This window comes from Roseomonas indoligenes (genome assembly GCF_017813365.1).
GTDB lineage: Bacteria > Pseudomonadota > Alphaproteobacteria > Acetobacterales > Acetobacteraceae > Roseomonas > Roseomonas indoligenes.
In genome coordinates, this window is the sequence record NZ_JAGIZA010000003.1 from 143,816 (window position 1) to 157,286 (window position 13,471).

At 69.6% G+C, this 13,471-nt stretch carries 12 protein-coding genes; 2 read left to right on the top strand and 10 right to left on the bottom strand.

The window, feature by feature from the left end; genetic code table 11:
- Window positions 1-16: 16 nt before the first annotated feature.
- The 4 genes from J5Y10_RS05790 to J5Y10_RS05805 form a co-directional block, all read right to left on the bottom strand.
- A complete protein-coding gene (locus tag J5Y10_RS05790) occupies window positions 17-1,027 on the bottom strand; it encodes an alpha/beta hydrolase (RefSeq protein ID WP_245214358.1) in 1,011 nt (336 codons plus the stop codon).
- 203 nt (window positions 1,028-1,230) lie between these two features.
- Window positions 1,231-2,082 carry an alpha/beta fold hydrolase gene (locus tag J5Y10_RS05795; RefSeq protein WP_209371747.1) on the bottom strand — a complete coding sequence of 284 codons (852 nt, stop codon included), beginning with the start codon at window positions 2,080-2,082 and terminating at the stop codon, window positions 1,231-1,233.
- On the bottom strand, window positions 2,069-3,274 hold the full coding sequence (locus tag J5Y10_RS05800; RefSeq protein WP_209371749.1) for a CaiB/BaiF CoA transferase family protein: 1,206 nt from the start codon (window positions 3,272-3,274) through the stop codon (window positions 2,069-2,071). The genes J5Y10_RS05795 and J5Y10_RS05800 overlap by 14 nt, the downstream gene beginning before the upstream one ends.
- A 2-nt stretch (window positions 3,275-3,276) precedes the next feature.
- Complete coding sequence (locus J5Y10_RS05805; protein WP_209371751.1) at window positions 3,277-4,677, bottom strand: malonyl-CoA decarboxylase; 1,401 nt, start codon at window positions 4,675-4,677, stop codon at window positions 3,277-3,279.
- A 175-nt stretch (window positions 4,678-4,852) separates the two neighbouring features.
- On the opposite strand from J5Y10_RS05805, the gene J5Y10_RS05810 reads away from it, so the two are divergent.
- Entirely contained in the window at window positions 4,853-6,364 is a 1,512-nt protein-coding gene (locus J5Y10_RS05810; protein WP_209371753.1) for an aldehyde dehydrogenase family protein, read from the top strand.
- A 44-nt stretch (window positions 6,365-6,408) separates the two neighbouring features.
- Here J5Y10_RS05810 and J5Y10_RS05815 read toward each other — a convergent pair whose 3' ends face one another.
- The 6 genes from J5Y10_RS05815 to J5Y10_RS05840 all read right to left on the bottom strand — a co-directional run bounded on the left by J5Y10_RS05815 (window position 6,409) and on the right by J5Y10_RS05840 (window position 12,565).
- On the bottom strand, window positions 6,409-7,170 hold the full coding sequence (locus tag J5Y10_RS05815; protein ID WP_209371756.1) for an ABC transporter permease: 762 nt from the start codon (window positions 7,168-7,170) through the stop codon (window positions 6,409-6,411).
- A 10-nt stretch (window positions 7,171-7,180) separates the two neighbouring features.
- The gene (locus J5Y10_RS05820) at window positions 7,181-8,149 is read right to left on the bottom strand and encodes an ABC transporter substrate-binding protein (RefSeq protein WP_209371758.1); all 969 of its coding nucleotides are present in this window, start codon (window positions 8,147-8,149) and stop codon (window positions 7,181-7,183) included.
- Between the two features lie 77 nt (window positions 8,150-8,226).
- Window positions 8,227-8,988 carry an ABC transporter permease gene (locus tag J5Y10_RS05825; RefSeq protein ID WP_209371759.1) on the bottom strand — a complete coding sequence of 254 codons (762 nt, stop codon included), beginning with the start codon at window positions 8,986-8,988 and terminating at the stop codon, window positions 8,227-8,229.
- Window positions 8,981-9,775 (bottom strand): ABC transporter ATP-binding protein, encoded by a 795-nt coding sequence (locus J5Y10_RS05830; RefSeq protein WP_209371760.1) that lies wholly within the window; start codon window positions 9,773-9,775, stop codon window positions 8,981-8,983. Before J5Y10_RS05830 ends, J5Y10_RS05825 begins: the two co-directional genes overlap by 8 nt.
- A 44-nt stretch (window positions 9,776-9,819) precedes the next feature.
- Window positions 9,820-11,244, bottom strand: a complete 1,425-nt coding sequence (locus tag J5Y10_RS05835; RefSeq protein ID WP_209371761.1) for a glutamine synthetase family protein — start codon at window positions 11,242-11,244, stop codon at window positions 9,820-9,822.
- Between the two features lie 4 nt (window positions 11,245-11,248).
- Complete coding sequence (locus J5Y10_RS05840; protein WP_209371762.1) at window positions 11,249-12,565, bottom strand: aromatic ring-hydroxylating dioxygenase subunit alpha; 1,317 nt, start codon at window positions 12,563-12,565, stop codon at window positions 11,249-11,251.
- Between the two features lie 97 nt (window positions 12,566-12,662).
- On the opposite strand from J5Y10_RS05840, the gene J5Y10_RS05845 reads away from it, so the two are divergent.
- Window positions 12,663-13,463, top strand: a complete 801-nt coding sequence (locus J5Y10_RS05845) for an IclR family transcriptional regulator domain-containing protein (protein WP_209371763.1) — start codon at window positions 12,663-12,665, stop codon at window positions 13,461-13,463.
- The last annotated feature ends 8 nt before the right edge of the window (window positions 13,464-13,471 follow it).

Here is a 13,471-nt window from a genome sequence, read left to right on the forward strand (position 1 = left end):
CGCGCAACCCCCTTCGCTACATCGCGGGGCGGCGCATCGGCTGGCGACCGCGCGGCACGGGGCCGGCGGGCGGCAGCGCCGGGGCATCGAAGGCGCGGCGGATCTCGGCGCCCACGAAGCTCTGCGCCTCCTTCGCCTTCGTCAGCACGGGATCCGCGCCGAAGAATTCGTGCGTGACGCCAGGGTAGGTCCGCTGGATAACCGGGGTACCCGCCGCGCGGAACTTCCGCTCCAGTCGCACGCCGTCATCCGCCAGCGGGTCAATCTCGGCATTCACCAGGATCACCGGCGGCAGGCGGGAGAGGTCGGCCTTGCCGATCAGGTCCATCCGCGGGTCCTGCAGGTCCTGCGGGCTGCGCGTGTAGTTCCGCACGAACCACTCGATCATCGGCTTGTTCAGCGGCTTCGCGTTGGCGAACTGCTGGTAGGACGGGGTGTTCAGGTCCACGCCGCCGACGGGGTAGATGGAAGCGACGACCTTCGGGGCCGGCAGCCCGGCATCGCGCGCGTAGATCGCGGCGTTGATCGCGAGATTGCCGCCCGCGCTCTCTCCGGCGATGGCGATCTTGTTCGGGTCCGCGTTGATGGAGGCGGCGTTCCGCACGGCCCAGGCATAGGCGACGTTGGCGTCGTCATGCGCGCCGGGGAAGCGGACCTCGGGGCCCTGGCGGTAGTTGATGGAGAGCACCATCGCGCCGGACTCCACGCACAGGGCGCGGGCGGACTCGTCGTAGGTGTCGATGTTCGCGATCACCCAGCCGCCGCCGTGGAAGTAGACGATCAGCGGAACCGGGCCCGAGTAGTTCACGACCGGGCGGTACAGTCGCGCGATCAGCGGGTTCGGCACGGTGTTCAGCGTCATATCCTGCTGGCTGCCGATCACCCGCATGGGGTTCGTGTTCGACAATTCCAGCGCGCGGGCCTTCACCGCATCGGCCAGCGAGGGCTGGCGGCGGGCGTCGGCGGCGCTGAGCGTCTCGATCGGCTGCGGGTTTAGGCGCGCGAGGGTCTCGAGCAGAGCGCGCATCTCAGGGTCCGCGCGACCGGAGGGATCGGCGGGCATCATGGTCCCGGACGGGGGCTGAACACAGGCCGAGGTGAACGCGGCAAGACCCAGCGGCAGCATCAACGCCCCGCGGCGGGACAGGTTATTCATAAGTAGGTCTCCAGCTATGCCTGATCGGCATGCCCGCTGGAACGTCACCCCGCCGAGTAGGTTTCGGACGCTGCCTAGGAAAGGAACTCCGCCACCACCGCCGTCTGGTCGCTGTCGATCAGCGCTGGAGCATGGCCGCACCGGGGAAACACCGCCAGGCGGGTGTCCGGGCGGGCGGCCATGGCTGCGGCCGTGGCCTCGTCCAGCAGGTCGCTCTCCGCGCCGCGGATGACGAGGATCGGCTGGGCAAGCGTCTTCCAGACCGGCCAGAGGTCCACGTCCACCACGGGCGCGCCCACCACCGGATCGGCGATGGCAGGATCGTAGTGCATCACCAGCCGCCCATCCGGTGTGCGGCGGCTGCTTGTCTCGGCCATGTGGTGCCAGGCGACATCCGGCAGGTCGCCGAAGGCGGCGTGGACGAGGCGGAGATGGGTCTCCACCTCCTCCAGCGAAGCGAAGTCGTGACGCACCGCGAGATAGGCGGCGATGCGGGTCAGCGCGCGGGCGGGCAGGAAGGGGCCGACGTCGTTCAGCACCAGGCGGCGCGGCGACAATCCGGGGATGGCGCCGATCGCCATGCCGATCAGCCCGCCCATGGAGGTACCGACCCAGTCATAGGGCTTCGGCAGATGCGCCAGGAAACCCCGGAAGGCCAGCGCATAGGCCGGAACGTTGTAGAACTTGCCGTCGGGCAGCCAGTCGCTGTTGCCTCGCCCGAAGACATCCGGGCAGATCACCCGCCGGCCGCGCGCGGCGAGGCGCAGGGCCAGGGCGTCAAAGTCACGACCGTTGCGCGTCAGCCCGTGGACGCAGACCACGGGCATGCCGTCCGGCGGACCCCACTCCACCCAGCGCAGCATCGCCTTGAAAGGGCCGACACTGCAGCGGAACTGCCCGGGACGGGGCAGTTCAGGCGATGCCATCGGCCCGCAGCTTCGCGATCTCCGCCGCACCCATGCCCAGGCCTGCCAGCACCTCCTCCGTGTGCTGCCCCAACACTGGGGCGGCGCTGCGGTAGCTCGGTGGCGTGGCGGAGAGGCGCACGGGGTTCGCGATCACCTGCACGCGCTCGCCGCTCGCGTGGTCCATCTCCACGATCACGCCGCGGGCCTGCACCTGCGGGTCGGCGAAGACGTCCTTCAACGTGTTGATCGGACCGCAGCCGATCTTCGCCGCCTCAAGTGCCGCGACCCAATCCTTCGTGGTGCGGGACTTCATCACCGGCGTCAGCGTGTCGGTCACCAGCTGCCGGTTCCCCACGCGGGCGGCGTTGGTGGCGAAGCGCTCGTCCTGCAGCAGCGCTTCCTGCCCGGTCAGCTTGCAGAAGCGCTCGAAGGTCGGGTCATTGCCGACGGATAGGACGATGTAGCCGTCCTGCGTCGGGAAGACCTGATAGGGCACGATGTTCGGGTGCTGGTTGCCCAGCCGCTTCGGGTTCTCGCCGGTGGCGATGAAGTTGGAGGCCTGGTTGGCCAGCCACGCCACGCTCGTGTCGAGCATCCCGATGTCGATGCGCTGGCCCTGCCCCGTCGCGTGGCGGTGGTTCACCGCCGCCAGGATGCCGATGCAGCCATACAGCCCGGAAAACAGATCGGCCACCGGCACGCCGACCTTCTGCGGCTCGCCCTCGATCTCACCCGTGATCGACATGACGCCGCCCATCGCCTGGATCAGCGCGTCGTAGCCCGGGCGCGGGGCATAGGGGCCGGTCTGCCCGAAGCCGGTGATCGAGCAATAGATCAGCCGAGGGTACTTGTCCTTCAGCTCGCCCCAACCCAGCCCGTACTTCGCCAATGCGCCGACCTTGAAGTTCTCCACGAGGATGTCGCACTCACCGAGGAGCTTGTGGATCACCGCCTGCCCCTCGGGCTTAGCGATATCGAGCGTGACGGACTTCTTGTTGCGGTTCACGCCGACGAAATAGGCGCTCTCCCGCGTGTTCGGCACGTAGGGCGGCGCGAAGCCGCGCGTGTCATCGCCGGCGCCGGGGCGCTCGATCTTGATGACCTCGGCGCCGAGGTCGCCGAGCATCTGCGTGCAGGTGGGCCCGGCGAGAACGCGGGTGAGGTCGAGCACCTTCAGCCCGTTCAGGGCGCCTGGGGGGAGTGCGGACATTCTCAGGATGCCTTGGTGACGTTGCGCGACTTCTTCGCGGCTGCGGTCCTGGGCGCGAGCAGGGAATCCACGGCGCCGGAGCGCACGACGGTTGCGCCGCGGGCGAAAGCCTCGTGGTTCCGCTCGATCTCGTCGCGCTCGTAGAGGTAGTTCACCATCAGCCCGTAGGATTCCTTCATGCCGCGCGGCGCGGTGTTGCCCAGCCAGTTGATCCGCTCCAGCCGCGCGCCGTTGCCGAGGTGGAAGCGCGCCACCGAATCCATCCGGTCGCCCGGATCGGTCAGGTATTCGGCGCAGAGCTTCAGCAGGGGCGCGCGCAGCGCCTCCGCCCGCGCCGGGTCCTGCCACCAGTCGAGGTCCGCGAGCGGAAGGGCCAGCTCCGGATCGGCGCGGCCGTCGGCCAGCCGCTTCTCCAGCCAGCGGCGGAAGCCCGGCACGGGGGAGAGGGTGGAGAAGCGCGTGAGCTGCGGCAGCTCCGCCTTCAGGTCCTCCACCACCTGCTTGATCAGGAAGTTGCCGAAGGAGATGCCCCGCAGCCCGTCCTGGCAGTTGGAGATGGAGTAGAAAATGGCGGTGTCGGCCGCATCCGCCCGCGCCTCTGCCCCCGCCTCGTGCTCCGTGTCGAGAAGCGGCTGGACGGAATCGGCCAGGCCCTGGACCAGCGCCACCTCCACGAAGATCAGCGGCTCGTTCGGAAGGGAGGGGTGGAAGAAGCCGTAGCAGCGGCGGTCCGCGGCCAGGCGCCGGCGCAGGTCGTGCCAGCCGGCGATCTCGTGCACCGCCTCGTAGTGGATGATCTTCTCCAGGATCGCGGCGGGCGTCTGCCAGTCGATCCGCCGCAGCTGCAGGAAACCTCGGTTGAACCAGGAGGTGAAGAGGTGGTGCAGATCCGCGTCCAGCGGCTTCAGCGCCGGCTCCTCCCGCACCTCCTGCAGGAGCTGGCGCCGCCACTCCACAAGGGCTCCCGTGGCGCCGGGGGACATGTTCATGCGGCGCAGCAGTTCCTGGCGCGGCGGCTCGGCGCAGCTCGTCAGGCGGGCCGCGTTCTCCGGGCTGGAATCGGCGAGATAGGCCTCGGCGGCGGCGCGCAGCGGCTCCGGCCTCGGCGTGAAGTTGGTGGCCATGAAGAGGCGGAAGGCCCGGCTGTCCTCCGGCGAAAGGTCGCGCAGGGCGTTCATCACCTCCCGCGCCACGGCGGCGCCGGAGGCCTCGCCGCGCTCGGTCAGAAGGGCCTGGGCCAGTTCCTTGGCCCGGTCCAGTGGCGGCGCGGAGTCATTCGGGACGGAAGCAAAGAGACGGCCCCGATCGGCGATGGAGGACCAGAGGCGCTCGATCCACGACCGGCTGCTGGCGGGAACCGTTTCGGACGGCGCGTCCTGGTCGATGCTGGGCGCGTCGGACATGGGGCTCCCCTCCTGCGCCGCCTGGAAGTCCCGAGGGGGGCGGGCGGCCGCAGCCAGATTGGCCGCCCGGGGCTGCCTGGGCAAGGCACGGTTGCGCCAGGACGGCCATGCTTGCGGCGCCGCGCCGCCGGGGGCACCTTCGCCGCCCTGTCCCGGCAGCAAGGAGGAAACGCCCGTGCTCGACACCCCGCACCCGACGCCCGAGGCGCCGACGCTGGATCCCTTCGTGCTGGCGAAGGCCCTGTCCGGCCAGCACTTCATCGGCGGCCGCTACGTCCCCGCCCGCTCCGGCAAGACCTTCCCTGTCGTGAACCCCGCAACCGGCCAGGAGGTGGCGACCGCCGCTGACGGCGATGCGGCCGATGTGGACGCCGCGGTGGAGGACGCTGCGCGGGCCCAGAAGGAATGGGCGAAGACCGCCGCCCGCAAGCGCGGGGCACTGGTGGCCCAGTGCGCCGCCGTGATCCGGCTGCATGTTGAGGAGCTGGGCCGCCTGATCGCGCTGGAGACGGGCAAGGCGCTGCGGACCGAGAGCCGGGTGGAGGCCAACACCGTTGCCGACATCCTGGAGTTCTTCGGCGGGCTGGGCGGCGAGCTGAAGGGCGAGACCGTGCCCTTCGCGCCGGAAGTCCTCTCCATGACGGTACGCGAGCCGCTGGGCGTAGTGGGCGCGATCATCCCGTGGAACGTGCCGATGCTGCTGATGGCGCTGAAGATCGCGCCAGCGCTGGTGGCCGGCAATTCGGTGGTGGTGAAGAGCGCGGAGGAGGCGCCGCTGGCGGTGCTTCGCATCTGCGAGCTGATGAACCGCGTCCTGCCGGCCGGCGTGTTCAACATGGTCTCCGGCTTCGGGCCGGAATGCGGCGCGCCGCTGGTGTCCCACCCGAAGGTGCGGAAGGTGACCTTCACCGGCTCCGTCGAGACCGGGAAAATCGTGTACCGGACCGCGGCCGAGAAGCTGATCCCCGTGACGCTGGAACTGGGCGGCAAGTCGCCCATGATCGTCTTCGAGGACTGCGACTTCGACAAGACGCTCGCCGGTGCCCTCACCTCCATGCGCTTCACCCGCCAGGGGCAGAGCTGCACCGCCGCCAGCCGGATCTACGTGGAGCGGCCGATCTTCCAGCGCTTCGTCGACGCCATGGCGGAGAAGGTGGACAAGATGGTGATGGGCGATCCGCTGGACGAGAAGACGGACATCGGCACCATCATCTCCGACGACCAGTTCAACAAGGTGAAGACCTTCATCGACGAGGGAAAGGCGACCACGGGCGCCGAGGGCCGCGCCTGCTCCGCCATGCCGGATGACCCCGCGCTGAAGAAGGGTCTGTTCATCCAGCCGCACATCTTCACCGGGCTGACAAAGGAGAGCCGCCTGGTGCGGGAGGAGATCTTCGGCCCGGTGACCTGCATCTTCCCCTTCGACGACCCTGAGGAGGTGCTGGCGGAGGCGAATGACAGCGAGTACGGCCTGGCCGCCAGCCTCTGGACCAACAACCTGAAGGTCGGGCTGAACCTGGCGCACAAGCTGGAAGCGGGGCTGGTGCAGATCAACCAGAACCTCGTCGTGCAGGCCAACCTGTCCTATGGCGGCGTGAAGTCCTCCGGCCTCGGCAAGGAAGCCTCGCTGGAGGCGATGCTGGAGCACTTCACCCACAAGAAGACCATCATGATCAACATGGCCTGACAGCCAGGGGCGCGGCGCCGGAAGGTGCCGCGCCCCCGCCCTTTCTACCCCTCCCGCCCTGTGGCGAAGAACCAGCCGATCAGCCGCCTTTCCATCACCACGAAGCCTCGGTTCAGCGCGTAGCCCAGGAAGGCCAGCACCAGCACGGCCGCGTACATCTCCTCCGCCCGGCCCGCGAACTGCATGAGCACGAGGTAGTGGCCGATCCCCTGCTCCCCCGCGATCATCTCGGCCACCACCGTCGTCACCAGCGTCAGCGCCAGGGCCACGCGCAGCCCTGCCAGAACATAGGGCAGGATCGCCGGAAGGGTGACGCGGGACAGGCGGCGCCAGGCCGGCACGCCGAAGGTGCGGGCCATGGCTATCTGGTCCGCCTCCACCGCCCGCAGCCCCTGGGCGGTGTTGGTCAGCACGGGGAAGAAGGCCGTCACGGCGCCGACCGTGATCTTCATCCCGTTATCCAGCCCGAGGAACAGCACCAGCGGCGGGATGACGGCGGGGATGGGGATGGGGCGCAACAGCTCCACCGTCGGCCCCAGCACCAGCCGCGCGAGGCGGCTGGCGCCGAAGAGCAGGCCGAAGCTCACCCCCGCGACCGTGCCGGCTGCAAGCCCCGTGAACATGCGGGCGAGCGTCGAGCCGACGAGAAGCGGCAACTCGCCCGAGACGATGTCTCGCCCCAGCACGGCGATGACGCGCGTCAGCGGCGGCCAGTTCGGGCTGTCCACAAGGCCGGTTCGGGCCGACACCTCCCAGAGAAGGAGGAGGGCCAGGACCAGCCAAACGCCCGAGGAGACGCGCCGCATCGCCCGCGCGTCAGGCCTGCGCCGTCCGGTGAAGAAGACTGGCACCGGTGGGATAGCGGCCGCTGAGACCGTAGCGCTGCATGGTGGCGACCAGCTCGTCGATCTCGGCAGGGGTGATCTCCTTCGGGTAGGCGGGCAACGCCACATCCTTCAGGCGCTCGGCCGGCACGCGGGAGAAATTCGCAATCAGCTCGATCAGCTCGGGCCGGCCGCGACGCTCGTTCACCCAATCCACGCCCTTGTGCAGGCCGCGCGCGAAGCGGTCGAACAGGTCGCCGCTCTTCGCCAGGTCGGGCGCGATGCCGACATAATGGGCATTGGTGCCGCCGGGCGCGGTCTCGCTCAACGGCCAGCCGATGCGCTCGATCTTCTCGCCATGGCTCTGCAGCGCGGCCGTGACGAAGGGCTCGCTGGAGACGCAGGCATCCACCTGGCCATTGGCCAGCGCGTCCGCCATCTGCGGGAAGGGCACCTCGATCGTGTTCACCTTCCTCCAGTCGCCGCCAGTCTTCTCGACCCAGGCCATGCCACGCAGCCAGACGATGTTGTTGCGCGTGTTCGAGGCGAGGCGCTTGCCTTCCAGGTCCTTGCCCGTGCGGATGCCGCCACCCTTGCGCGCCAGCACGGCCAGGATGTCCGGCGGCTGCGGCATGGCGCGGGAGGCGGCGGCGATGAAACGAAACTCCAGCCCCTCGCGCACGCCGAGCAGGGTGGAGACGCCGTTTGAGAAAACGGCGCGGAACTGCCCGGCCACCAGCCCCGGCAGGCCCGTCGCGCCGCCGGCCGTGGTGGATGTGTCGATCTCGATCCCCTCGGCGGCGAAGTAGCCCTGCGCGATCGCGGCGTGCAGGGGCGCCACGTCGAGCACGGGGATGACACTGACCCGCATCTTCGTCAGCGCCTGCGCACGAAGCGCTGGCGCGGCGAGCGGTGCGGCGATAGCCGCCCCGAGGGCGGCGCGGCGAGTGATGTCGGTCATGGTCGCGATCCTGTTATGGCGTGCCGTGGCGTTCCGTCGGTCCTATCCATGCAATGCGCGGGCCTGCCGTCTCGTGGTCAGTTTCGTTGCTGCCAGTGTAGGGCCCGCGACTCGGCCCAGCCGAAGAGCGCGTTCAGGGCCAGCCCGACGAGAGCGAGGATGACGAGCCAGGCGTACATCTGCCGGATCAGGAAGCTGCGCTGCATGTCCAGGATCAGGAAGCCCAGCCCCCCCTGCCCGGTCAGCATCTCCGCCAGGACCGCCAGGATAAGCGCGAGGCCGAGGCTGGTCCGCATCCCCGCCAGGATAAAGGGCAGCGATGCCGGCAGCACGACGTGGCGCAGCGTGCGCCCGGTGCCCCATCCATGGGTGCGCGCGGAGTCCAGCAGCACGCGGTCCACGCCGCGCACGCCCTGCAAGGTGTTGACCAGAACGGGGAAGGTGACGGCGAGCGCGACGGAGGTGATCTTCATCGTGTCGCCAAGGCCGAGGAACAGCATCAGCGGCGGCACCAAAGCGGCCTTGGGAATGGGACGCATCATCTCCACCAGCGGCTCCAGCAGCCGGAAGGCCGCGCTCCACCATCCCATCGCCGTCCCGAGCGCGATGCCGACCGCCGAGCCGAGGGCGAAGCCGATGAAGACCAGCCGCAGCGTGGCGAACAGCGGCCCGAGCACTTCGCCTGACGTGCCGAGATCCTGCAGCACCGCCCAGATTGCGGAGGGCGGCGGCATCAGGGCGCGGCGGACCAGCCCCGCATCGACTGCCCATTCGAGCCCGGCGAGCAGCAGGGCGATGAAGGCCAGCCCGGGGACGAGGGAGAGGAGGCGCCTAGCCATGCCCGCCTGCCTTCGGGCCGCGCGTCAGCAGGGCTTCCAGCAATTCGTGCCGCAGCTCGAGGAAACGCGGGGTCTCCCGCACCTCCACGGGGTCGCGCGGGCGGGGCAGCCCGGTTTCGACGACGCGCGCGATGGTGGATGGCCGCTTCGTCAACAGCGCCACGCGGTCGGAGAGCGCGACCGCTTCCTCCACGTCATGCGTCACCAGCACGACTGTCAGGCCGCGCTTTTCCCAGAGTTCGAGCATCAGCCTGTGCAGGTCCAGCCGCGTCAGCGCGTCCACAGCGCTGAAGGGCTCATCCATCAGCAGGATCCTGGGTTCCGCTGCCAGCGCGCGGGCCAGGGCGACGCGCTGCTGCATGCCGCCGGAAAGCTGCCAGGGAAAGTGGTCGCCGAAGCCCGTCAGCCCCACGGCCTCAAGCTGCGCATCCGCCAGAACGCGCGCCTTCGCCCGCGAGACACCGGCCCTGTGCTCCACGGCAAAAGCGACGTTGTCCCGCACACTGCGCCAGGGCAGCAGGGAACGCCCGTATTGCTGGAAGACGTACACCGCCTCGGGCGGCGGCCCGGATACGGTGCGCCCGGCCACACGCACCGATCCGGCGGAAGGTTCCATGAGCCCCGCCGCGATCTGCAGCAGCGTGGACTTGCCGCAGCCGGACGGGCCGAGAATGGAGAGGAACTCGCCCTCCCGCACGGAGAGGGAGAGCCGGTCCATCGCGAGGGTGGGCGGCCCGCCCCGGCCGGGAAAGACCTTCTCGACCGCTTCCAGCTCCAGGATCGCCATTCACTCACCTCCTGGACCGCGCCGCGATGCGGGCCCGCCGGGAACTAGAAGATCTCGAAATACTCCCGCTGCTCCCACTCCGAGACCTCCGCCTCGAACCGGGCGATCTCAGCGCGCTTGAGGCGCAGGAACCAGTCGATGAATCCCTCGCCGAAAGCCTCGCGTGCCGTGTGGTTCCTGTCCAGCGCGTCCAACGCCTCGGCCAAGCTGCGCGGCAGGGGATCGGCGGCGGTCTCGTAGGGCGTGTCGGCGGCCGGGCCGGGTTCCAGCTTGCGGGCAATGCCGTCGAGTCCGAAATGCAGCTGGGACGCCATGTAGAGGTAGGGGTTCGCCGCCGGCTCGCCCAAGCGGTTCTCCAGCCGGGTCGCGCGGTCCCCGGGCTGGCCGAGGGCGCGCACCATCACGCCACGGTTGTCCACGCCCCACACTGCACGGTCTGGCGCGAGCGACAGGGGCCGGAACCGGCGATAGCCGTTGATCGTCGGCGTCGAGAACGCGGCCGCCGCCCGCGCGTGCTGCAGCAGGCCGCCCAGGTAATGCAGCGCGGTGCCCGAGAGGAGCTCGCCCTCCTCCCCGACGAAAAGGTTCCGCCCCTCCCCGTCGCAGAGCGACTGGTGCAGGTGCCAGCCGGAGGACATGACGTTGGGGATGCGCGGCCGGCACATGAAGCTGGCGTGGTAGCCGTGCCGCCGCGCCACCTGCTTCACGGCGCTGCGGAACAGGATCGCGTTGTCCGCGGAGTCCAGCGCGGGCCGCGCATCGAAGGTGAACTCCACCTGGCTCGGCCCGTACTCGATCTCCATGGAGCGCAGTGGCAGGTCCAGGCCTTCCACCGCGTGGCGAAGCGTCTCCAGGATCGGGTCCAGCGCGTCGTAGCGGCTCTCCGTCAGGTAGTTGTAGCCCTGCGTCAGAAGCGCCACCTCCGGCGGCGTCCCGGGCTGGCCCGCATCCTCCGGCGCCATCTTCGGATCGAGCAGGCGGAAGAGATGGAACTCCATCTCGATCCCCGTGTTAAAGGAGAAGCCCTTCCCCTCGGCCTTCGCGAGCGCACGCCGCAGCTGCTGGCGGGAGCAGAGCGGTACGGCGCCGCCATGCTTGAAGTAGGCATCGCAGAGCAGCCAACCCGTGTGCGGCGCCCAGGGCAGCACGCGAAAGGTCGCGGGATCGGGGATGACGAGGAAGTCCGCCGCCCCCTGCATTTCCTGCATCGGCCCGCCCGTTCCGAAGACCGGCCAGCTCGTGCGGTGGCTGGTATCCTTCAGCAGCATGGTGGAGGTCATGGCGATGCCGTCGCGCAGCGCGCGCGCCGCGTCCGAGGCCACCACCGTTTTTCCGCGTAGGATCCCGTGCTGGTCCGCCCAGGAGAGGCGGATGACCCCGACTCCCTCCTCCTCGACCCGGCGCAGCACCTCTTCCGCCGCCTCCCGGGCAGCCGCGTCCTGCAGCCCGTGCGCCTCGACGAAGCTCATGCCGTCACTCGGCCGCCAGGGCCGGGGCGGACCAGGGTGCGGATGCGCGCCGGCGGGCCACGGCTGACTTCCAATGCGCCTGCCAGCTCTCGCTCGGGGCCATGCCGTCGATCGTGGCGGGCCCCGTGAGGTGCTCCGCCCCTTCGGTCAGCATCGGCGCCCTGCCCTCCTCCACCGCGGCCATGCCGCGCAGCAGCAGGCGGCGGTTGGCGGCGATCGCCTTGTCGGTGGAGGCCAGGTGCTCCTTCGTGCGGTCCTGGATCGCGCCCTGGCTCTCCACCGCCCATTGGTCATGCGTGTTGATGTCGTGGCCCATGCCCGTATAGGTCTGGGAAGCCTGCTCCTGCGGGTCGAAGCCGTAGTCGTTCTTTGCGTTCCGCGCGGGCAGGTAGTCCGGCAGGGAATAGCTCTCCAGCCGCTGCGCCCGCATCCGCGCGCGGTCCACCGGGGCGGCGAAGCTCGTGAAGATGGCGATCCAGTAGCAGCGCGTGTCGTCCACGGGCATGTGCCACTGGGTGATGGTCATCTCCGCGCTCATCGGGATCACGAAGGCCTGCGGGAAGTACAGGTTCGTCACGCGCACATGCGTCGTCGCCTCGCTGATCTTCCGCAGCGCCGTCACGCGCAGCCCGTATTCGGTGCTGTCCACCTCGATCTCCGGGCGCGGGAACTCCCGCAGAACGTAGGTCATCGGCAGGTCCGATCCGTCGGAGGCGCCGCGGAATTGCTTGCCGTAGGACTCCTTCTCGTCCCCATCCTCGAAGAAGCGGTGCAGGAAGGAGGCGTGGGCGGGGTCGATCCCCACCTCAAGCGCCTGCAGCCAGTTGCACTCGATCATGCCCTTGAAGGCGAAGGTGTGGGTGTCCGGCGCCACGAAGCAGTCGAAAGCCGGCAGCGCGGGCGCCTCACCCTCCCCGAGATAGGCGAAGACGATCCCGGACCGCAGCTGCACGGGGTAGGAGCGGGTGCGGATGCGCTGGTGCAGCGTGCTGCCCTCCGGCTCGCCCGGCGTCTCCAGGCAACGGCCATCGGCGCCGAAAAGCCATCCATGAAAAGGGCAGCGCAGCCCGCCATCCTCCAGGCGCCCATAGGCGAGGTCCACGCCGCGGTGCGGGCATCCCCGGTCGATGAGGCCTATCGTCCCCTGCTCGTCCCGGAACAGCAGGAAATCCTGGCCGAGTGCGCGCACTGGCCGGACAGGACGCGGCCCTTCCAGCTCGTCCAGAAGCGCGATCGGCTGCCAGTAGTGCCGCAGCAGCGCGCCGCCCGGCGTGCCCGGGCCGACCTGGGTCAGGCGCCTGTTCTGTTCCGCACTCATCATGGCCGAACACCCCCGAAAAATGTCCGATGACCGAACGTCTGTGCGATTGTAGAACCGCTCTTTCGGCCGACGCAACGCTGCCGAGGGGGAGGATCGAATGCCAAGGCTCAGTGCCGAGGCCAGCCGTAACCGCGAGGAGGCAGCGCTGGGTCCAGACTACTCCGAGGCCCTGGCCCGCGGGCTGGCGGTCCTCGCCGCCTTCGGGGCGGAGCGGCGCCCGATGACCCTGGCGGAGGCTGCGCGCGCGACCGGCCTACCCCGCGCCACGGCCCGCCGTGCGCTGTTCACCCTCGCTCATCTCGGTTTCGTCGAGGCGGAGGGGCGTCTGTTCCGCCTGACGCCGCGGGTGCTGCGCCTCGCCTCCGGCTATCTGGGGGCGAATGGTATTTCCACGCTGGTCCAGCCGCGCTGCGAGCGAATCGCGGTCGCTCACGGAATTGCCTGCTCTGTTGCCATGCTGGACGGGCCGGAAGTGGTGTTCGTGGCCTATGGTCAGCCGGCCCGCCTCATGCCCGTGAACACCATGATCGGCACGCGCCTGCCCGCCCATTGCACGGCCCTGGGCCGCGTCCTGCTTGCCGCGCTGCCGGCGGGCATGGCGGAAGCGCTTATCGCTGCCCATCCGCCCGCGGCTGTTACCCCGCGGACGGAGACGGACCCGGCCCGGCTGGGCGCTGCCATCGACGCAGCGCGCGCGGAAGGCCACGCGCTGGTGGAGGAGGAGATGGAGCTCGGCTTTGTCTCCCTGGCCGTGCCGCTGCGCCGCTATGACGGCCGCGTTGTAGCCGCGCTCAACATCGGCGCGCCCGCAGCCCTGCACACGCGCGTTGCGCTGGCGGAAACCTTCCTGCCTCTCCTGCGCGAGGAAGCAGCAGAACTGCAAGCACAACTCCTCTGAGACATGCT